This window comes from Flavobacterium chryseum, assembly GCF_004362015.1.
Classification (GTDB): domain Bacteria; phylum Bacteroidota; class Bacteroidia; order Flavobacteriales; family Flavobacteriaceae; genus Flavobacterium.
Window position 1 is genome coordinate 25,801 of sequence record NZ_SNWW01000011.1, and the last position, 21,874, is coordinate 47,674.

The following is a 21,874-nucleotide window of genomic DNA, read 5'->3' on the forward strand; positions in this document are numbered from 1 at the left end:
GTTTAATCTAGTTTGTTGATGTAATATTTTGGATATTTGCTCGCAACAAAGGTAAATTGATTTTTTGATAAAGGTTGATTGGTTTTAAAAGAATTAACGGTCAAAGTGGTTTTTGTTCCATTTTTTCCTGTTTCAATCAAATTATAGATGTGTTTTGTCTGAACATCAATACCTAAAAGAATCTCTTTTCTTTGATCTTTTGTATTTGTAGGTGCTAATTTTATGTACTGAATTTTTCTTCCTTTTACATTTTGAACAATATCCATGTTGTATTTGTATCCGGAATTAAAGAAAGTAAGCATTTTTGAAGGCGTAATAGCATTATCGTCTTTTTCATTTACTTTAGAAATAGTAACCTCTTCGTCTTCAGGATTGATCGTATAGGTTTTTTGTCCGTCAAATATTTTGGTAACGCCCATGAAATTCAATACATATTGATTGCCTTTCATGACTACATTTCCTTTGCTGTCCTGATTGATGTTTTCTTTAGCATTGTTCAAAGAATATTTAAAGTCAATAGAAATATTATTGTAGCTTTTGATTTTAGCTGTTACTTCGTTCAATAAATCCTTAGCTTTTTTATCCTGAGCCTGAATAGAACCAAAGCTCAAAAGAAATAAAACTGCTATTTGAAAACATTTTTTACTTCTGTTTGCGATAGAATTGATGTTGATTTCTTGAATTTTTTTCATGATGGGGTTAATTTTGTTCATTATTAAAAAATTGATCAAGAGCACTTAAATCAGAAATGTTCACACTACGCGCTTTACTGCCTTCAAACGGACCAACAATTCCTGCTGCTTCCAGCTGATCGATCAAACGACCGGCTCTGTTGTATCCTAATTTTAATTTTCTTTGCAGTAAAGAGGCCGAACCTTGTTGCGCATTGACAATAATCTCTGCAGCTTCTCTAAATAAAGTGTCTCTGTCAGAAATATCCATATCAAGATTGATGCCAGTTTCTTCTCCAACAAACTCCGGAAGCAAATAAGCCGTGGCATATGCCTTTTGTGAACCAATAAAATCGGTAATTTTTTCAACCTCAGGAGTGTCGATGAAAGCACATTGAACACGAACCACATCATTTCCGTTTGTGTATAATAAATCTCCACGTCCAATTAACTGGTCGGCTCCTTGTGTGTCAAGAATTGTTCTCGAGTCAATTTTAGAAGTTACCCTAAAGGCAATTCTCGCAGGGAAATTCGCTTTAATCAAACCTGTAATAACGTTTACAGAAGGTCTTTGTGTTGCGATAATCAAGTGAATACCAATAGCACGTGCCAATTGAGCCAAACGCGCAATCGGAATTTCGACTTCTTTTCCGGCAGTCATAATCAAATCGGCAAACTCATCAACAACCAAAATAATGTAAGGTAGAAATCGGTGTCCGGCTTCTGGATTTAATTTTCGTGCTTTAAATTTATCGTTGTATTCTTTAATATTACGAACCATTGCATCTTTCAATAATGAATAACGGTTATCCATTTCAACACAAAGTGAGTTCAAAGTATTAACTACTTTTGCATTATCTGTAATAATAGCATCTCCCGCATCTGGAAGTTTGGCTAAATAATGTCTTTCAATTTTATTAAATAAGGTTAACTCAACTTTTTTAGGATCGACCAAAACAAATTTTACTTCGGCCGGATGTTTTTTGTATAAAAGAGAAGTTAAAACCGCATTTAATCCAACAGATTTTCCTTGTCCTGTAGCACCCGCCATTAGTAAGTGAGGCATTTTGGCTAAATCAACAACAAAAGTTTCATTCGAAATGGTTTTTCCTAAAGCAATTGGCAATTCCATTTCAGCTTCCTGAAATTTAGCAGAACCAATAACGCTTTTCATCGAAACCATAGTTGGATTCTTGTTCGGAACCTCGATACCAATAGTTCCTTTTCCTGGAATTGGCGCAATAATACGAATTCCTAAAGCAGATAATGACAAAGCAATATCGTCTTCTAAACTCTTAATTTTAGAAATTCTGATTCCGGCTTCCGGTACAATTTCATACAAAGTTACCGATGGACCAACGGTTGCCTTAATCTGTGCAATCTCAATTTTGTAGTTGCGAAGCGTATCTACAATTTTGTTTTTATTTTCTTCTAATTCTTCCTGATTAATAGTGATTCCTCCAGTCGAATATTCTTTTAATAAATCGATCGTTGGGAATTTATAATTAGATAAATCTAAAGTCGGATCAAATAATCCAAAATCAGCCACTAATCTCGAAGCCAGATTTTCTTCGATAATATCTTCTTCTTCCGATTTTTCAATAACAAATTCTTCCGTATGCACAGGATTTACTGTCACCGGATTTATATCCATTTGCATTGGCTTTAAAATCGGATTTAAATCAATTTCTGATGAATTTGAAATTGTTGGTTTTAAAGCTTCTTTGTTGATTTCGAATTGAGTATCTTCTGTTTTTAAATGAATGTTGTCTATTTCGGGTTCTTGTTCCACAATAGCAAATTCTTCTAAATTATAAGCACTTTCCGGCTGTTTCGGCTGGTTTAATGAATTTAGTTCTGATTTAAATTCTTTTTTAGTTGAATCAAAATACGATTGAATTTTTTCCGGAGATAATTTTATTTTGAAAATTAAATACACGATTAATCCAAAAAGCAAGGAAAGCAAAGTTCCTGTTTTTCCGATATAATCCTGAGAAAATAAATTTAGTTCATAACCAATTGTTCCGCCTAATTCAGGAGCTGAAGTGGCAAAAAATCCAAATAAAACAGAAAGGATAATAATGGCAAACAAATCCCAGAACCAAATATTTTTTAGTTTTCTCAGCGATAATTCCAAAGCTAAAAACATTCCTGTAAGGAAAAATAAACGTACCAAAATAAAAGAAGCTATTCCGAAACCTCGATATACAATCAAATCGGCAACAAAAGCCCCGAATTTTCCGAGCCAGTTTTGCACAACTTCAGAGCGATCATCAAGCTGACTAACAGCGCTTTGATCTAATTGCCATTGTCCGTTGACGTAAAAAGAAATAAATGCAACTAATAATGCAATAGAAAATAGTACCAAAAGACATCCTAAAACAAAACGTTGTTGTTTAGTAGGTCTCCAAGATCTTAAATTCTCAGCTTTTGGTTCGGTTTTTTTATTTACAGTTTCTTTTTTGGTTGTTTTTGCCATTCTTGGGTTTAGTATTGCCTATACAAATTTTGGAATATAAATGATCAAACCTATTGCTATTGCTGTCATTGCGGCAAAAAATACCGCTCCTGCAGCAATATCTTTAATAAAGCCGATTCGTCTACTGTAATCCGGATGAATAAAATCAGCGATTTTTTCTACAGCTGTATTCAATCCTTCAACACTTAAAACTAAACCAATTGCTAATGTTTGACAAAGCCATTCGGTTTGCGAAATATGAAAATAGAACCCGGCAATGGTCATGAAAATTCCCAATGAGAATTGTACCATAATGCTGTGTTCAGTTCTAATAAGTTTTACAGCTCCATTAAAAGCATACGTCATGCTTTTTAATCGGCCCGTAACAAAGGTATTATCTTTTTGAAACTCCATTTAAAGGGTATTATTGTATTAAAGTGCCGCTAGAGCAGCCTCGTAATTTGGTTCGTTTGCAATTTCAGCAACTTGTTCCGTATGTGTGATTTTTCCGTTTTCATCAACAACAATAATTGCTCTTGAATGTAAACCTGCTAACGGTCCGTCAAGGATTTCTAAACCATTTGTTTTACCAAATGCGCCCTCTTGAAAATCAGATAAGTTTACCACATTTTCTAATCCCTCAGCTCCACAAAAACGTTTTTGAGCGAATGGTAAATCTCTTGAAATACATAAAACAGTAGTATTTTCTAAATTACCTGCACTTTCATTAAATTTTCTAACAGAAGTAGCACAAGTTCCTGTATCAACACTTGGAAAAATATTTAAAACCAATTTTTTACCAGCAAAGCTGCTCAATGAAGCTACTGATAAATCATTTTGGATTAATTTGAAATCAGCCAGTTGTGAACCTACTGATGGTAATTCTCCTGAAGTATGAATAGGATTTCCGCCTAATGTTATTGAAGCCATGATATTTGTTTTTTTATGAGGTTCAAAAGTAAGGATTAATATTTGAATCTAAAAGAATTTGTTGCGGGTTTAAGTATACATTAAGATGAGGTTTTGTCATACAAAATTAATTGCCTTTACGTGTGGTTGTACCTTTGTCAAAGTTTCAAATTTTAACAAAGGTTTCGTAACAATGGCTCTAATGCTTGTCATTTCGACAGAGGAGAAATCACACTAGAAACTCCGCAAAGAAAATCGCCAATCTTTGTAGAATTACGAGTGTGATCCTTCCTCCGTCAGGATGACAAAGATTGGGTAAATTTGGAAACAAAAAAAAGCGCTTCTTTTCAGAAACGCTTTATTAGTCATGTTTTTTGTTTTTTCTCTGAAAAGAGGTCGATTTATTTATCGATAGATCCTAATACACGTTTCATAAACGCATTTAGAGCTTCTTTTTTATCTGTGCCCTGAACTACCATTTTGTGTACTTCAAGCGCACCATACATATTTGAAATCAATTCGCCAATTACATCTAATTCTTCATCTTTTAGAGAAGGAATTTCAGTCATTGCCTCAAGAACTTCAATCGTTTCAATGATATAATCCTGATCGTTTTCTTCGATAAATTGGGTCAATTGCTTTATTACGGGTAATTTCATATTTAGACTTCTTAGATTTTTAGACATTCTTAGACTTCTTAGACTTTCTTAAAATTAAACAACATGTAAGTGGTCTAAAAATCTAAGCAAGTCTAACAATCTAAAATTAAGCGATTACGTTTACCAGGTCGATTAAAACTTCTTGTTTGTTGGTTTGAGTTTCGCCAACTAATTGTCCGTTTAAAAAAGTTGCAAAAGTAGGCAAGTTGCTTACATTGGCTAATTTTCTTGATTCCGGAGAATTTTCAGCATCAACCAAAACAAAAGTGATAGCTTCATTTTCTGTCGCTAATTTTTTGAATTTTGGTTTCATAATACGGCAATTTCCACACCATGAAGCTGAATATTGTACTACTACTTTTTCGTTTTTAGCAACTAAATCTGCTAACGTATCTTCGTTTAAGTCGATTAACATAGTTTTGTTTTTTGAGGTTCTGAGGTTCTGAGATGCTAAGGTTCTAAGTTTTTGAGCCATTTAGCATAAGTCCTCTTTGATATTTTTAGCAAGTGAGATTTTAAGATGCTAAGGTTTTTAAGAATAAATCTTAGAACCTTAGCACCTTAGTATCTTAGAAACTTATAAAAAAATTAGTTTGCGCTCAAGTACTCAGCAGTACTAATTCTGTCTGCAGACATTGCTTCTTTTCCAGCTTCCCAGTTTGCAGGACAAACTTCACCTTTTTCCTGAATGTGTGTGTAAGCATCAACCATTCTTAGGTATTCGTTTACGTTACGTCCTAATGGCATATCATTTACACTTTCGTGGAAGATTTTTCCAGTTTCGTCAATAAGGTAAGTAGCTCTGTAAGTTACATTTGAACCTTCGATAACAACTGAATCAGTTTCTTCGCTGTAAGTAGTAGATTCGATATCAAGGATACCTAAAATGTTCGCTAAGTTACGGTTTGTATCAGCAAGGATTGGGTAAGTTACACCCTCGATTCCACCGTTGTTTTTTGGAGTGTTTAACCAAGCAAAGTGTACTTCGTTTGTGTCGCATGAAGCTCCGATTACGATAGTATTTCTTTTTTCAAATTCTGGTAATGCAGCTTGAAAGGCGTGTAATTCAGTTGGACATACAAAAGTGAAATCTTTTGGGTACCAAAACAATAATACTTTTTTGTTGTTGTTTACTGCTTCTTCAAAAATGTTAATTTTTAAGTTATCACCCATTTCTGAGATAGCATCTACTGCAATACTTGGGAATTTTTTTCCTACTAAAGACATATTTTTCGTTTTTAATTAAAAATTTATTTGATGCAAAAGTAAGGTATAAGTAATGCTTCTTACAATAAGATGTAATTATTAATATTTATTTAATGATAACTTTTTGTTATGATGAGAAATGATAAAAGTGTAAGTTATTGAATGTCAATATTTACGGGTAACGTTCCGTGGCATTTACTGTTTTCAAGAAATTGAATTCCCGTAATTTTTTGGAACTCATCAAAATCCTGATACGCTTGAATCAAGCCAGAAGCCTTTCTGAGATTTGGAATTAAAGGCAAAACGTAAGGATTTCCGAAGACGTAAAGAATACATTTCTTCGTTTTTAATAAATTTGAAAGTAAAGTAAAAACTTCATCCTGAACTTCAAAATTGTTTAAAGGTTTTGCTTTCGGAACAAATAATGAAATGATTATGGTGTCGAAATTTTCGAGTTCTTTTTCAATTGATTTGATATCTGAAACTTCTAAATTTTCAAAAGCAAATTCAGGAGATTTTAAAGTTGAATTTAATGTTTTGAAAAAAGTATTCTCAACATTTTTATACAAACTTAACTTCGCTAATTGTTTATTCTTTTGAGCTTCAAAAGCTAATTCAGAATTCGAATTATCAATAATTTTTGTAATGGCGTTTTGAGCAATTTCCAGATTTAAGGCTGATGCTTTTTCGAAATTTAATTCACCGGAAGTAAATTTATTTCCGGACAAAATTCCAACTTTTTGTTTCGCTTTCAAAATTCGGTTGAAACTTTTTTCAATTCGCTCTGGTGAAGCTTTTTTAAGGATAGCCTCAATTCCTTCCGGAACATTTTCGGCGAAGCATAAAATATCATTTCCAGCGTTAAAAGCTTCCCATTCCAGTTCGCCTTTTGTTTCGTATAATTTAGAAACGCTGTGCATGTTTAAGGCATCAGAAATTACTAATCCATCATAACCTAATTTTTCGCGTAAAAGCGTTTCGATAATAGGTTTTGATAAAGTAGCCGATGTATTTTTTCCATCGTTCAAACTCGGAACTGCCAAATGTCCAATCATAATCGAATCGACATTATTTTCAATTCCTTTTATAAACGGATATAATTCGTTTTCTAATAATTCTTCCAGCGTTTCATTTAAAACCGGAAGTCCCAAATGTGAATCAATATTCGTATTTCCGTGTCCTGGAAAGTGTTTCAGACAGCCTAAAACTCCAACTTCCGACATTCCATTTAAATATTCAACCGCAAAATCAGCGACTTTTTCTTTGTTTTCACCAAAAGAACGATACCCAATAACCGGATTATTCGGGTTGTTGTTGATGTCTGCCAAAGGCGATAAATTATAATGAATTCCTGCTGCTTTTAAGTCTGAACCAATTTGTTTTCCAACTTCAAAAACCAAATCAGCTTTGTTTTCAGGCAAAGCGCCAAGTGTAATAGCGTAAGGATATTGCGGTGTTTTTTCGATGCGCATTGCCAAACCCCATTCAGCATCAATACTGATTAGAAGTGGAGTAGAAGCGGCTTTTTGGTAGCGAACAATTAAGTCTTTTATTTTTTGATAACTATCGTCATTAAAAACAACTTTTTTCTTGCTTTCATAATTCGTTGCAGCGCTCGCACGACTATGAAAAAAAGTCAATCCGCCAATGTTGTGTTCTCTAATTAAACGTTCGGTTTCCTGAATGTTTTCTTCGGTATCGTTTATAAAAACGGCAGGAAAAAAGAATTGTCCCACTTTTTGTTTTAATGCTTCAGCTGTCATTTTCATTATTATAAAGTCTTTTTCATGCAAACACTGTTTTCAACGTTTTCATAAGGCGGATAATTCGGAATTATTTCATAACCTGATTTCTCATATAAAGCGATGGCTTCAGGCTGTTTTTTTCCGGTTTCTAAAACCGTGTAAGGATAATTTAGTTCAGCTGCCCAAAGTTCGAGTGCTGCTAAAACCTGAGAGGCAATTCCTTTTTTTCGATGATCCGGATGCACATACATGCGTTTAATTTCTACCGAATCACTTTCTTTTTCCCGAAAAGCGCCACAACCCAAGGCAACATCGTTGTCATAAAAAACAATCACATGCTTTATTTTATCAATTTTATTAAACTGATTATAAAAGGTGTGTTCTTCTCCGTCTCTGATTTTTAAATCCAGGTCTAATAAAGTGACTAAATTTATAAAATCGACATCGTCAGAATTGGTTCGTTTTAAATTACTCATAATTCAAAAAAAAAATTAGTAAAGTAAAAGCAAGTTGCCTTTTTTACCATTAAGATATTAAGTTTATAAAGATTGGCTTAAATTACTTTAATCTCTCAATCGTAAAAGAAAATTAAGCTTAATTTTTAAATTTAGTTACTTTAATTTTGCCTTTTTTTGTTTTGCTAATTGTTTTTTGGTTTCAATTGCCTTTTCTAATCGGTTTTTAAATCGAAAGAGTTTAGGTAATCCTTCAATTCGGTCTTCGATAGTAATTTCTTCAAAAACAATAATTGCTTTTTCTAAAACTCTGATCTCGTTGTCGATATCATTTTGGTTTTTGTAGATCGTAGCTAAACGATCGTAAGGATGATTTCCTTTAAAGCTTTCTGCGACATTTTCTTCATACAACTCAATTGCTTTTTCAAATTCTCCGGTTTTCTCGAACTCAGCTCCTTTCAGGTTGCGTTCGGCCTGCAAATTTTCATTGATTTCCATAGGTAAGATGTTTGATTTGGGGTTAAACTTCTTCTTGAGATTTTTTCCCAAAATCTTTCGGGAAAATTAAAAAACGTGATAAAATAATTCCAGGAATTGTAGCTATAAAAACCCATATAAAGAAGTTTTGATAACCCAAATAATCCTGAATGTAACCGCTCAACATTCCCGGAAGCATCATTCCTAATGCCATAAATCCGGTTGCAAGTGAATAATGCGATGTTTTTGATTCTCCTTCGGCTACATGAATTAGAAACATCATAAAGCCCGTAAATCCAAAACCGTAACCAAATTGTTCTATTATTACTACAATAGAAGTATAAAGATTAAGATTAGAATCGAATTCAAAGAAATATAAGTTTAAATAAAAATGAAAAAATTCCACTGGCTGGAAATGTGCTAATCCAACAAATCCAAGAATTGGAAGATGCATAGCTAAAAACATTGGAAGCATACATTTAGTAAGTCCATATTTTGAGATAGCAATTCCGGCCAGAATTCCGCCAATAGTCAATGCTGTAATTCCTAATGTTCCATAAATAATCCCAACGTCTTCAGTTTGCAAACCCATTCCTCCAACATTTTCAGGATCAACTAAAAAAGGATTTAACATTTTTAGCAATTGAGATTCTCCCAAACGAAAAACAAGAATAAAAGCTAAAACCAATCCGATTTGTTTCTTTTTAAAAAAAGTTGCAAAAACTTCAGTAAAACTTTTGTGCTCAATTGAATTTTTACTTATGATACTATTTTCTTCTGTTTTTGGAGTAGCAAAAAAATTATATATTGTAACGAAAGCCATTATTAAACCAACGAAAATCATGGTATAAGACCAAGCTTTCGCGTTGTCATTGTATTTGTTTTCTAAATGACCTGCAAAAAGGACCATGAGGCCACTTCCTGTAAGCCCTGCTAATTTATAAAATGTGCTTCTAATGCCTAAGAAAAAAGATTGTTCTTCTGGTTTTAACGTTAATAAATAATAACCATCTGTTGCTACATCATTTGAAGCAGAAGCAAATGCTGCAATAGAAAATAACGCAAGGCTTAAAATTAAAAAATTATTTAAAGGAATTGTAAAACCAATAATTAAAAAGGCTAGAGAAATGATTAACTGCATGGATAAAAACCATTTTCTTTTAGTACCGTGTAGATCAATAAAAGGACTCCATAAAGGTTTAATAACCCAAGGTAAATAAAAAAGACTTGTATAAACGCCAACAGATTTATTATCAATTCCTAATTTCTTATACATCAAAACCGAGACAGAGATGATTATTGCATAAGGTAAACCAGAGGCAAAATTTAGTAACGGAATCCAAAACCACGGTGTATTATCTTTCTTCATTCGGTTGCGCGGGTGTATATATTTTAAATGTCTTTTTTAAATCGATCGTAGTTGGTGTACTTTCGTTCGCAAAATAATCAATAAAAGTTACAGCACAAGCTTTAAACTGATTCATTTTTTCGGCAGGAATAGAAAACGTAATGAGACCGTCGATTTCATGCACATTTATTTTTTCAACAATTTGAGTAGCATCATTTGTATTGACTCTTGAAATATGATCTGCTCCGTAAACTACCATATAGCGTACCTTTGTATTAAGTGGTGATTTAATCGTGAACGTATAAAGCAAGCTGTCTTTTGCAAATTCATTTACGGTTGGAATATCAATTACAATACGTTTTAGATTAGGAACAGCCGGCGGAAGCGCAGGATATTTATATTGATTTTCTTCTAAAAGACGTACGATGTCAAAGTTTTTATTAGTAAACCATTTAGCACTGAAATAAGCACTTCCACCCACTTTTTTGAAACTTCTCGCATAATCAATCTGGTTTGGAATTTCACTGGCATAGTTCCAGCTTTTATCACCATCAGCTCTGATTTTATACGAAGCGTGACCAATATAAAGTGCAGTATTATTAGAATTTTCAGACCACCATTTTACCAGTTTAGAATAAGAAGCTCTCGGATTATTCATGCTCCAATACAATTGTGGCATAATATAATCGATCCATTTTTGGTCCATCCATAAAACAGGATCGGCAAATAAATCATCATAATTAGCAGTAGATTGGGTTTCTGAACCTTTCGGGTCTACCGATTTGTTTCGCCAAACTCCAAACGGACTAATTCCGAATTGAACCCAGGGTTTGCTTTCTTTTATGGTGGTAGAAATCGTGTGCACAAAATTGCTCACATTGGCACGGCGCCAATCAGCAAGTGTTAAACCAGATCCGAATTTTTTGAAAGAAGCGTTATCGTTAAAAACTTTTCCGGGAACGGCGTATGGGTAAAAATAATCATCAAAATGAATGGCGTCGATATCATATTTATCAACCACTTCTTTTACGACTTTAGTTAAATGTGCCTGAACTTCAGGCAATGCAGGATCGTAGTAATATTTTCCGCCGTATTCGAGCATCCATTCCGGATGTTTGAAAACATCGTGAGTTGGGCTTAAAAGATTTTTATTTAAATCGAAAGTTGCACGGTACGGATTCATCCAGGCATGAAATTCAAAACCTCTCAAATGTGCCTGCTCAATCATCCACGCCAAAGCATCATAATACGGAGCTGGCGGCTGACCTTCTTTACCGGTTAAAAAACGCGACCACGGAGCCAGTTCTGACGGATAAAAAGCATCACCAACACTTCTAATCTGAACAATTACAGCGTTATAATTTAGTTTTTTATAGGTATCTAAAATCTCGATAAAATCAGCTTTTTCTTTTTCGACACCGTCGATGGCTGTTTTAGGCCAATCTATATTAACAACGGTTGCAATCCATACACCTCTAAATTCGTTTTTAGGATGCGTCACTTTTTCCTGTGAATTGGCATTCCATACAAAGGTTAGTAAAAATAGAAGAGAGTATATTAGGTGCTGATTTTTATGCATTTTAATCTTTTTTAAACAGAAATCAAAAATAGTTTTTTTAGCTGAGTATAATAAATAATTCAGAAATTATAATTTAAACGTTATTTGTTTGATTTTCATGTATTTCGTTTTGAATAAATTTACGATAAATAATAATTATATATTGTATGTGTTTTTTTTGCCACTAATTGCACGAATTTTCCCGAATTATTTGCCACAAAGGTGCTAAGGCTCAAAGTTTTTTTATTAACAAAAAGTCTGCTTAATCTGCTCAATCTGCGAGAGAAAATTTTAGCCAAAGATTAAATGATTCGCTCTGATTATTTTAATATAAATTTCACGCAGATTTAAAAAGATTTAAGCAGATGTGCGCAGATTAATTTTATAAAAATCTCAAATTAGATCTGCTGAAATCTGCAGAATCTGCGTGAAACAAAATCATTTTAATCTAATCTATGGAAAAAAATAATTCGCGAAAATTCGTGTAATTCGTAGCAACCTTTTTAATCAGGAAAAGAAATTTTCCCCATTGTAACTGATGGAATACCTTTGTTTGTTCCGAAATTATAATCCCCGCCCGCAACTGTTTCATTGGCTAAAATGGCAAATAAAACCGCCTCTTTGGCATCGCTTAAAATACCCAAATCATCGCTTTTGAAAAATTCAAAAGGCAATAATTCCTTTAACGATTTAATCAATAACGGATTGTTTGTACCGCCGCCAGACATGTAAATTTTGAAATCCTCAAGTTCATTCGAACTGTTTTTAACCACAAACTGAATCGCTTCGGCAATCGTTTCTGCACTAAGCCTTGTTAAAGTAGCTAACAAATCTGGTGCCGAAATGTTTTCTAAGTTGGTTTTTGAAAGCGCCTTTTGTACAAATTCAAAATTAAACAATTCCTGACCGATGGTTTTTGGAAAGCTTTTTTGGAAGAATGAATCGTTTTTTAATTCAGTTAAAATTTCTGGATTAACGGCTCCTTTTTGGGCAATTTCGGCATCTTTATCGTAGCTTTTTTCAGGGAAATAATGTTTGGTATAAATATCGATTAAAGTATTTGCGGTTCCGGTATCGGTTACAAAAACGTCGCTGGCGTTTAGGGAAGCGGGCAAATAAGTGAAATTTGCAATGCCACCCATGTTGAGCATAATTCGGTTTTCGCCTTTTTTGCTGAACAATAAATAATCGCCATAAACGGCTAAAGGAGCGCCTTCGCCACCCGCCGCAACATGTTTTTGCCTGAAATCTGATAACGTTATAATTCTCGTTTTTACCGCAATATGATCGCCATCGCCAATTTGCAAAGTCGCATTTGGAAATTTTTCCTGCTGATGCAAAAACTTAGGAGCGTGCAAAACTGTTTGCCCGTGGGACGCAATTAAGTCAACTTCATGCGCGGGAATATTCCATTTTTGAAGGCAATCGTTAACCATGTTGGCATGTAAAAGACCAATCCATTCATTTAATAAAGCGAAATGCTGAAAATCGATTGTTTTCTTCGCAAATACTTTACGGATTTCGGTTTTAATATCTTCAGTATAATTGATCGTTTCGAATTCAAGAATTTGTACAGCTGTATTTTCGCCCGCACCGGAAATCTCGCAAAGTGCAATATCAAGACCGTCAAGCGAAGTGCCGGACATTAAACCGATTATTTTTCGGGTTTCTTTTTGAGCGATTTTGTAAAGTGTGGTTATATTTTTATTCATTAAAAATGATGTGTTTTGTTTGGCAATGCTAAAATGGGATTTATTTTATAAATGTAGGGAAAATGGCGATTTTTTTTTGGAAAAATCAGGTATAAGTACTTGCTTGTTTTAGAATGGTTTATTGATATTTTTGATAAATAAGATTTAACTCTACAAATAAGGTTTTCCGTAAAAAATTTGTAAATCGGTAGTCTACATTTGAAATAGCGTTTACGAGCGAGATGCTCACGCCAGTTGGGTAATCATTTTGCTACTATGTAGAGAATTGAATAGACCCAAATAAACATTTAGATAGCAATAGAAACACCAATATATTAAAATATGGAAGCAGATTTAAGACTAAAACTGGAGCAATTACACCAAAGAGTTGATTCACTAAAAGATCAAATTAACACCGAAGAAGCTACTAAAAATGCATTTGTAATGCCATTTATTCAAATTTTGGGATTTGATATTTTTAATCCTACAGAAGTAATTCCAGAATTTATATGTGACATTGGTACAAAAAAGGGAGAGAAAATAGATTATGTAATTAAGAAAGATGGTGAGCCCATTTTAATTATTGAATGTAAACATTGGAAAGAAAATGCTGATGCACATAATTCTCAACTTCATAGATATTATCATGTTTCAAAATCCCGTTTTGGAGTTTTAACAAATGGTCATACTTATAATTTTTATGCTGATTTAGAAAAACCAAACATAATGGATGAAAAGCCATTTTTTACATTAGACTTGGCAAATATTTCTGATTCCAGCTTAAAAATTCTTGAAAATTTTACCAAAAGCAGTTATAATTTAGAAAATATTTTAGACTCGGCAGAAGCGTTAAAATATATAAAAGCAATAAGAAATGAATTTGAAAAAGAATTACAAAATCCGTCTGATGAAATTGTAAAGCTTCTGGTAAGCAAATTCTTCAATAAACCATTGACTGCATCAAGATTAGCGGCTTTTAAAGAATACACAAAGAAAGCTTTTTCTAACTCTATAAATGAATCAATAAATTTCAGGCTTAAAAACGCATTAAATATTGGTGAAACTATTCCATCAAAAGAAAATCAAAAATTATCTTCTGTAGATGAAGAGATTGAAGCTCCAAGATTTATTACAACAGAAGAAGAAATAGAAGGTTCACAAATTATTAAAGCAATTTTGAGAGAATCAATTCCTGCTAATAGAATATTTTTTAGAGACACACAATCTTACTTTGGAATTTTATTAGACGATAATAACAGAAAACCATTATGTAGATTACATTTTAATTCTGCTAACAAATATGTAGAGTTATTTCACAATGGAAAAGATAATGGCGAAAAACAATCTTTGCAAAGTCTTGATGAAATTTATAAATTCAAAAAAGAATTACTTTCTACTATAAAAAACTATGAATAAGTAATTACTTGTGATATTTTTGAAGTGTCATCACAGCGAGACGCTAGTCAGTAAGAGTAATAAATTGAGAGTAGGATCGAAACGTTCATGCCAGCAGGGGGACTTATATAACAAACTGACTTTTTTAACATGAAACTATTTGAAGATAAACTGCGTGATAATTACAGACGTGCTTATTCTGGAGAAGATGCATATACTTATTATGATAACAATCAACAAGAGAAAATTGTGGAAGTTAGAGAACTATTAAACAAATGGTTTGAAAATTATCCCGAAGAGAATAAATTAGAACTTCAACAAAGTTTTAAGAACAGTTTTTATAATGCATTTTATGAATTATTTATTCATGAAACATTTTATTGTCAAGGTTACACGCTTCAAGTACATCCATTACTAGAAAAGTCTCCTAAACGACCAGATTTTTTAGCAAAAAAAGATAAGAAAGAATTTTACATAGAAGCTACGACAGTTTCTTATATAACGGATGCAGAGAGCAGGAGCGAAAATTTTAAGCAGAAATTTATAGATGAATTAAATAAAATGAATTCTCCAAATTTTTGGTTGGCATTAGAAAAGCTCGAATTTAAAAAAGGTAAATTTCCAAAAGTTAAAACATTAAGAAAAGAGATTGAACAAGAGCTCAACAAAATTAATCCAATTGATATTGAAACTCGACAAAAAAATAATTTGTTGACTCATGAATTAAAATTTGATGACGATAATATTCTTATCGTTTTAACTCTATTTAATAAATCTCAAGCTGCCAAAAAAAATATAAATTCTAGACCTATTGGACTTCAATTTTCTCCTGTGACCATTAAAAATGCCGATGAAGATTCTGGTAAAATACTTAAAGCTTTTAAAAGCAAAGCGGGGTGGTATGGAGAACTCAACAAACCGTTTATAATATGCTTAAATCTTGATTTTAATTTTAATTTAAAACATGATGTAGATTGGGCTTTCTATAATCGAAAAAGTTTCAATTCTCTAAAACCAAAATTTTCTAAAGCATCTGCTGCATTTGTTAGTCATGTTTCAGTGGGAAATATTTTTAATTTACCAAAACACAGGCTTATTTTAAATAAGCATTCAACTTACCCGCTTGAAATTGAAAAATTAGAATTATCTTATGAAGACAATGAAGTAGAAAGTAAGAGAAAAGATATTGACGAAATATTGAAATTAGATGGTAAACCGAATTTTGGAATTATATTGTAAAAGAAAAGTTATAACTAACAGCATTTGGTTCAATATTTCATTAATTCAACTTGACGTTTTTTCTTAACGAAAAACTTATCTTTAGCTGAAAATAATTAATTTCCCGACCCCTCAGCTGGCGCGAGCGTCCCGCTCGTGGAAGTAATATTACAACTCACAAAGCAAATTCACTGGGTATTTCTGTTCTCTAAATGTATTCATATGACTATCAAGGTCGATAAAAATAGATTCAAAACGATCAAATGAAGATTCGTAACCATAGCCACCATCTCTTTTGAAACTTTCCTTAATTTTTATCTTACCAACAATTTCAAACTTATCTTTGAATGAAATAATATCTCTGTGTGTAACTAAACGGTAAGAAAGTCCAAATAAAAAGTTATCTTGATTCATATACTCCCAAATTTCATCAACATTTGGCTGATGTAGTAAAGTCGTTTTCCAGTCATAACCTGAACCAATTTTCCGTCCAGCTATAAAGCAAGATTTTAAATCCTCAACAGTTGGTTTGTTTTTTCCTTTATATGTTGTGGCGACTAAATCATAAGTGCATTGTCCTCTTTGTTGTGTTACTTTAGCGCAGATTACAGCATAATAATTTTTGTCTGAAAGTTGAAAGGCCAACAAGTCGTCAGGCTCGAAATAAAGATTCTTAATAATTCTGTATTTCTTTCTTTTTCTAACTTTTAAATTTGGCTCACTTATTTTCTTTAAAAGTTTATCAAGTTCTTTTTGTCTTTTTTTACCCTCGTTTGCATCACATTCCTCTGTCCATATTTTAACGCCGGCTTTTAACTCAATAACTTGTTTTACTTCTGCAAGAATTTCTTCGGTTATTTCACCAATTTCCCAAAAAGCAAGAGCATAAGAAGTCACAAATATTTCGTGATAGAAATCGGAATTATCTCCGTAATCATCTTTTAAAAAAGGTAGTTCTTTTCGAATAGTTTCGATACTTGCGTCACTGTCGTATAGGTCCATTATTTGCTCGTAAGTATCTCTTGCTAAATCGCCATCAATTATTTTTATTCCGTCTGTTGCCATTTTAAATTGAAAATTATTTTTAAAAGGATTTCACGCTAAAAATAAATAGTTATTTTTACAAAAAGAAGAATATTAATTAATGAAATACATACAAGACGAAAATATTTTTGTTCTAATTGGCGGAGTTATATTTTCTGCATTACTAATTTGGTGGATAAGATCTGGAGATATTAAAGAATCTAAAGAACTTGAAAAAGAAAATTTGAAAATGAATTCAATTACTAAAATGCGTAGTTGGAGAGTATATAGTATTGCAGGAATTGGGATAATAGTTATTCTATTTGAAATTATAAAGAGATTGGTTAATATGATATTTCTATAAAAATATGATCGAAGAAATTTTAACCAACTACATCAATTTTATAAGAAATTTTGAAACTTTATTAAAAGCTAAATATAAACAAGATATAAATCCGTGTTCATTTTCACGTGCCTTTTTTGAAAGAAAAGGAAGTATAGACGGAATTGAATATTGGTTTCACGGAAGTGGCTGTACGGCAGAAAAAGATGGAGTTATTTATGCTTATGACATTGCTGTTAATGAAATCGAGTTTTCGCAATGGAAATTTTCAGAACTTATAAGAACCTATCCTGAATATCAAAAATTAGATTATACTCCTGAATTTGTTGAACATGAATTATACCAACTTATAAATAAAGGAATTTTGGGTTGGGTTATTATTGAAGGAATTGAAGGAAAAGATTTTGGATGTGTTTTTAAGGAATATAGAGTTATTATAGAACCGCCTTATGTTATCAATTAATTTTTTCAATGGAAATCTTGTGGTGCATAATATTTAAAAAAAATGAGTATATTTAAAAACATAGATTCAAAGTTGATTGATTTAGCACGTAAGCTTAATGGAAGGTTGACTAAAGATAGACCTGATTATCCAGAAGTATTAAGGACATTTGAAGAACGAAGAATTGATTGGGTTGAAAATAATATAATGAAAGCTATTATTATTCAGCCGAATTTTGAAGTAAATGGAGTAAACTCAAATATTTGGAATTTTATAAATCTCGCTATTTATGATGATGGCCTTTCAATTTCAAATCCAAAATGGATGGAGATATTAGTTGATCAAAAAGATTTCACTTTTATTGATGACAGCATTGATAAATTACTTTTAAAATCTGAAGAAAATTTATCAAATATCTCAATGGAGGATTTAGCATAACTTACATATTAATGGGAACAAGTATCCACTGCATAATTCCAAAAGAAAAAGAGTATTCTTTAGAAGAAACCGAGCAAAGACTAAATAATGTTTTTGACAAATTAAAAGCTGAGTTTTTGCATTTGAAAGAATTCGGACATTTTACTAAAAATGAGAGAGGAAACTGGTTTATAGTTCCCACTCAAACAAATGGATCTGAATATCTAACAGGAGAGAGTGATAGTTTTAGCATTGATATTTATAAAAATGTTGTTTTAATTGGTTGCATAGAAAGATTTTCAAGTTTATATTTTGAAGAAAGAAATATATCAGAACAATTATTCAAAATTATAACCGAAATAGCTAAAGAATTCTGTGATTCGAGTAAACTTTTAATTGGTGAAGGAGGAATGGGCGAAACAGATCATATGATTAATATGGCTTGTGAGAATGCAGATTTTGATCAAATTTTTAATAAAACGATTGAGCTAAATGGAATTCCGGCAAAAGAGTTAAATGAATTATATGATAAATCCTGGTATTTGAAATAAATTAATTTTCTTATGAAACTAAATGCCCTAGCCTTGATAGAAGTGGAAATCCTTTTGTGCCGGGGTTCGGCACAAAAGATTGGAACGGATAGCAGGAATAGCTTCTAATTAAAATTCCAATATTTTAAATTCCAAATCCCAAGTTTCAAAACCCTTCGACTTCGCTCAGGATCACAATAAAGGAAAAACCTATGAACCTTTGTCACTTTGCACCTTTGAACCTAAAAAAATAAGTATTTTTGTAACTCAAAGGAAAAGCCATAAATTAAGTCAGAATGTCAATAAGTAAGGAGTTACAACAATTATCAGATTCGTTAGAAGGAACACTTTTATACGATGATCTTCATAAAACGCTTTATTCGACCGATGCTTCGGTGTACAGGATTAAACCAAAAGCGGTTGCGGTGCCTAAAACGATAGCAGATATTAGCAAACTGATTAGGTTTGCGGCGAAGTACAATATTTCGATTACGCCAAGAACCGCCGGAACTTCACTTGCCGGGCAAACGGTTGGCGATGGAATTGTGGTCGATGTTTCGAAAAACTTTACCAAAATCCTGAATTTTGACCCAATTAAAAAAACAGTTGCGGTTCAGCCTGGCGTGATTCGCGACGAACTGAATTTATTTCTGAAACCGCATAACGTATTTTTCGGCCCTAATACTTCGACATCCAACCGTTGTATGATTGGCGGAATGGTGGGAAATAATTCATCGGGAACAACTTCGATTCGGTATGGTGTGACGCGCGATAAAATTGTCGAAATCAAAGGAATTTTAAGCGATGGTTCTGAAGTGATTTTTAAGGAACTGACTTCGGCGGAATTTATCGAAAAAACAAAAGGCGATTCTTTAGAAAATAAAATATACAAAAGTCTTTACGACGAACTTTCGGTAAAAGCAACGCAGGATGAAATTATAAAAGAGTTTCCGAAACCGGAAATTCACAGAAGAAACACAGGTTATGCCGTTGATATTCTGTTGAAATCAGATTTGTTTGGCGGAACCGAACCAACCATTAATCTCGGAAAATTACTTTGCGGAAGTGAAGGAACTTTGGCGTTTACAACTGAAATCACTTTAAAAGTCGACGATTTACCGCCAGCCCATAATATTATGGTTGTGGCGCATTATCATAGCATTCAGGAATCGTTAGAATCTGTAGTAGTCGCAATGAAACATCATTTGTATACTTGCGAAATGATCGACGATACGATTTTGGATTGTACCAAAACGAATCGTGAACACATTAAAAACCGATTCTTTTTGCAAGGCGAACCAAAAGCCATTATGATGTTTGAAGTCGCTTCGCACGATCCTGAAGATGCCGAAAATCAGGCAAATGCTTTGGTGGCCGATTTAGAGAAAAATAACTTTGGTTACGCGCTCGTAAAAATTTACGGAGCCGATATTGAGAAAGTAAACGAACTTAGAAAAGCCGGTCTTGGACTTTTAGGAAGTATTGTTGGAGATGACAAAGCAGCTGATTCTATTGAAGATACAGCCGTTGAGTTAAGCGATTTACCGGCTTATATTGCAGAGTTTTCGGCCATGATGTTACGCCACGGACAAGGCGCGATTTACTATGCGCATGCGGGTGCAGGTGAACTGCATTTGCGTCCGGTTTTGAATTTGAAGAAAACAGCTGATTTAAAATTATTCAGAACCATTGCGACCGATGTGGCGATTTTGGTGAAGAAATACAGAGGTTCATTAAGTGGTGAACACGGCGACGGAATTGTGCGCGGGGAGTTTATTCCGTTTATGATTGGCGAAACGAATTATGAATTACTGAAAAGAATCAAATTGGCGTTTGACCCGAATTCGGTTTTGAATATCGGGAAGATTGTCAACGCTTTAAAAATGGATGAAAATCATCGCGTAATTTCGGGTAGAGTAGAACCGGATATTAAAACGTTTCAGGATTTCTCAGACAGTTTAGGAATTTTGCGCGCTGCCGAAAAATGCAACGGTTCCGGAGATTGTAGAAAATTACCATCGGCAGGAGGAGCCATGTGTCCGAGTTATCGTGCGACTAAAAACGAAAAAGAAACAACGCGTGCGAGAGCCAATGCGTTGCGCGAATATTTGACGTATTCAGAGAAAGAAAATAAATTTGACCAGAAAGAATTATACGAAGTTTTTGAGTTGTGCGTGAGTTGTAAAGCCTGCGCGAGCGAATGTCCAAGTAATGTAGATGTTGCTACTTTAAAAGCGGAATTTTTATACCAATACCAAAAAGCAAACGGATTCTCTACCCGAAACAAATTTTTTGCCCACAACGCAAAACTGAATAAAATGGGAAGTTTGTTTCCGTCTATAACCAATTTTATTTCGAATCAATCGCTCGTTAAAAAAAGTATGGGAATTGCGCCGGAAAGACAGGTTCCGCTTTTGGCGAAAAAGACATTCAAAAAATGGTATGAAAATAATAAACGAGAACAAAACGATTTCCCAAACGGACAAGTGTATTTGTTTAATGACGAATTCACGAATTATTACGATGTAAATATCGGAATCGACGCTTTCGAACTGTTAACGAAATTAGGCTACGAAGTTTTAATCGTAGATCACGAAGAAAGCGGAAGAACGTATTTATCAAAAGGTTTTCTGGAAGAAGCGAAAAAAATCGCGGATACTAATATTGGTATTTTTAAAGATTTAGTTTCAAGCAACACTCCTTTAATAGGAATTGAACCTTCGGCAATTTTGACTTTTAGAGATGAATATTTGAGATTAGCATCAGATAAAGAAAACGCCGAGAGAATTTCTCAAAACGTTTTTACAATCGAAGAATTCTTTAAAAAAGAAATTATCGACGGTAAAATAAAACCCGATTCATTCTCTGAAGAAAAGAAAGAAATCAAAATTCACGGGCATTGTCATCAGAAATCATTAAGTTCTGTTGAAGCGACTTTCGCTATGCTGAATTTGCCAAAGAATAACACGGTTACGATTTATAATTCAGGCTGTTGTGGAATGGCGGGATCTTTTGGTTACGAAAAAGAACATTATCAGGTAAGCATGCAAATGGGTGAAGATACCTTATTTCCAAAAGTGCGTGCCACTGCCGAAAACGTAAAAATCGCCGCAGCAGGAACCAGCTGTCGTCATCAAATTTTTGACGGAACGAGTAGAGAAGCGCAGCATCCGGTAAGTATTTTAAGAAGTTGCCTGAAATAAAGGTTTAACCGCAAAGTTCGCAAAGGTTACGCAAAGAGCACAAAGATTAAAAAATCTGCAGAATCTGCGTGATAAAATATTAGCCACAGATTAAAGGATTAAAATGATTTTGTTTCACGCAGATTC

21 protein-coding genes are annotated in these 21,874 nt (G+C 33.2%); 7 read left to right on the plus strand and 14 right to left on the minus strand.

The features are described 5' to 3' along the window. Positions 1-2 precede the first annotated feature (2 nt). The 13 genes from EV143_RS18215 to EV143_RS18275 form a co-directional block, all read right to left on the minus strand. The gene (locus EV143_RS18215; RefSeq protein WP_243739910.1) at positions 3-692 is read right to left on the minus strand and encodes a LolA family protein; all 690 of its coding nucleotides are present in this window, start codon (positions 690-692) and stop codon (positions 3-5) included. 7 nt (positions 693-699) lie between these two features. Then, positions 700-3,150 (minus strand): DNA translocase FtsK, encoded by a 2,451-nt coding sequence (locus EV143_RS18220; RefSeq protein ID WP_133509373.1) that lies wholly within the window; start codon positions 3,148-3,150, stop codon positions 700-702. An 18-nt stretch (positions 3,151-3,168) separates the two neighbouring features. Next, a complete protein-coding gene (locus tag EV143_RS18225; RefSeq protein WP_133509374.1) occupies positions 3,169-3,543 on the minus strand; it encodes a diacylglycerol kinase family protein in 375 nt (124 codons plus the stop codon). An 18-nt stretch (positions 3,544-3,561) separates the two neighbouring features. Next, positions 3,562-4,059 carry a thiol peroxidase gene (gene tpx / locus EV143_RS18230; RefSeq protein ID WP_133509375.1) on the minus strand — a complete coding sequence of 166 codons (498 nt, stop codon included), beginning with the start codon at positions 4,057-4,059 and terminating at the stop codon, positions 3,562-3,564. A 380-nt stretch (positions 4,060-4,439) separates the two neighbouring features. Then, the gene (locus EV143_RS18235) at positions 4,440-4,697 is read right to left on the minus strand and encodes a DUF6952 family protein (protein WP_017495510.1); all 258 of its coding nucleotides are present in this window, start codon (positions 4,695-4,697) and stop codon (positions 4,440-4,442) included. A 106-nt stretch (positions 4,698-4,803) separates the two neighbouring features. After that, positions 4,804-5,112 carry a thioredoxin family protein gene (locus EV143_RS18240; protein WP_133509376.1) on the minus strand — a complete coding sequence of 103 codons (309 nt, stop codon included), beginning with the start codon at positions 5,110-5,112 and terminating at the stop codon, positions 4,804-4,806. A gap of 173 nt (positions 5,113-5,285) precedes the next feature. Beyond that, the gene (locus tag EV143_RS18245) at positions 5,286-5,924 is read right to left on the minus strand and encodes a peroxiredoxin (protein WP_133509377.1); all 639 of its coding nucleotides are present in this window, start codon (positions 5,922-5,924) and stop codon (positions 5,286-5,288) included. 134 nt (positions 5,925-6,058) lie between these two features. Next, complete coding sequence (locus EV143_RS18250) at positions 6,059-7,672, minus strand: glycoside hydrolase family 3 protein (RefSeq protein ID WP_133509378.1); 1,614 nt, start codon at positions 7,670-7,672, stop codon at positions 6,059-6,061. A gap of 2 nt (positions 7,673-7,674) precedes the next feature. Next, the gene (locus EV143_RS18255; RefSeq protein WP_133509379.1) at positions 7,675-8,124 is read right to left on the minus strand and encodes a GNAT family N-acetyltransferase; all 450 of its coding nucleotides are present in this window, start codon (positions 8,122-8,124) and stop codon (positions 7,675-7,677) included. Between the two features lie 135 nt (positions 8,125-8,259). Then, positions 8,260-8,601: a tetratricopeptide repeat protein gene (locus tag EV143_RS18260; protein WP_133509380.1), complete on the minus strand. Its 342-nt coding sequence runs from the start codon at positions 8,599-8,601 to the stop codon at positions 8,260-8,262. A 22-nt stretch (positions 8,602-8,623) separates the two neighbouring features. Then, a complete protein-coding gene (locus tag EV143_RS18265; protein ID WP_133509381.1) occupies positions 8,624-9,949 on the minus strand; it encodes an MFS transporter in 1,326 nt (441 codons plus the stop codon). Next, positions 9,936-11,507 carry a glycoside hydrolase family 10 protein gene (locus EV143_RS18270; RefSeq protein WP_133509382.1) on the minus strand — a complete coding sequence of 524 codons (1,572 nt, stop codon included), beginning with the start codon at positions 11,505-11,507 and terminating at the stop codon, positions 9,936-9,938. Before EV143_RS18270 ends, EV143_RS18265 begins: the two co-directional genes overlap by 14 nt. Positions 11,508-11,989: 482 nt before the next feature. Further along, positions 11,990-13,198 (minus strand): anhydro-N-acetylmuramic acid kinase, encoded by a 1,209-nt coding sequence (locus tag EV143_RS18275; RefSeq protein WP_133509383.1) that lies wholly within the window; start codon positions 13,196-13,198, stop codon positions 11,990-11,992. Positions 13,199-13,519: 321 nt separating this feature from the next. On the opposite strand from EV143_RS18275, the gene EV143_RS18280 reads away from it, so the two are divergent. Both EV143_RS18280 and EV143_RS18285 read left to right on the plus strand, forming a co-directional pair. Next, on the plus strand, positions 13,520-14,593 hold the full coding sequence (locus EV143_RS18280) for a type I restriction endonuclease (protein WP_133509384.1): 1,074 nt from the start codon (positions 13,520-13,522) through the stop codon (positions 14,591-14,593). A gap of 129 nt (positions 14,594-14,722) precedes the next feature. Continuing rightward, complete coding sequence (locus EV143_RS18285; RefSeq protein ID WP_133509385.1) at positions 14,723-15,811, plus strand: hypothetical protein; 1,089 nt, start codon at positions 14,723-14,725, stop codon at positions 15,809-15,811. A 147-nt stretch (positions 15,812-15,958) separates the two neighbouring features. On the opposite strand, the gene EV143_RS18290 is transcribed toward EV143_RS18285, so the two are convergent. Next, positions 15,959-16,855, minus strand: coding sequence for a hypothetical protein (locus tag EV143_RS18290; protein WP_133509386.1), 897 nt, complete (start codon positions 16,853-16,855; stop codon positions 15,959-15,961). Between the two features lie 79 nt (positions 16,856-16,934). Between EV143_RS18290 and EV143_RS18295 the strand changes: the two genes are divergently transcribed. The 5 genes from EV143_RS18295 to EV143_RS18315 all read left to right on the plus strand — a co-directional run bounded on the left by EV143_RS18295 (position 16,935) and on the right by EV143_RS18315 (position 21,748). After that, positions 16,935-17,177 carry a hypothetical protein gene (locus EV143_RS18295; protein WP_133509387.1) on the plus strand — a complete coding sequence of 81 codons (243 nt, stop codon included), beginning with the start codon at positions 16,935-16,937 and terminating at the stop codon, positions 17,175-17,177. Positions 17,178-17,181: 4 nt separating this feature from the next. Continuing rightward, positions 17,182-17,619, plus strand: coding sequence for a DUF6896 domain-containing protein (locus EV143_RS18300; RefSeq protein WP_133509388.1), 438 nt, complete (start codon positions 17,182-17,184; stop codon positions 17,617-17,619). Positions 17,620-17,661: 42 nt separating this feature from the next. After that, positions 17,662-18,036, plus strand: coding sequence for a hypothetical protein (locus EV143_RS18305; RefSeq protein ID WP_133509389.1), 375 nt, complete (start codon positions 17,662-17,664; stop codon positions 18,034-18,036). A gap of 11 nt (positions 18,037-18,047) precedes the next feature. Beyond that, complete coding sequence (locus tag EV143_RS18310) at positions 18,048-18,566, plus strand: hypothetical protein (RefSeq protein ID WP_133509390.1); 519 nt, start codon at positions 18,048-18,050, stop codon at positions 18,564-18,566. Positions 18,567-18,841: 275 nt separating this feature from the next. Continuing rightward, positions 18,842-21,748 carry an FAD-binding and (Fe-S)-binding domain-containing protein gene (locus EV143_RS18315; protein ID WP_133509391.1) on the plus strand — a complete coding sequence of 969 codons (2,907 nt, stop codon included), beginning with the start codon at positions 18,842-18,844 and terminating at the stop codon, positions 21,746-21,748. The last annotated feature ends 126 nt before the right edge of the window (positions 21,749-21,874 follow it).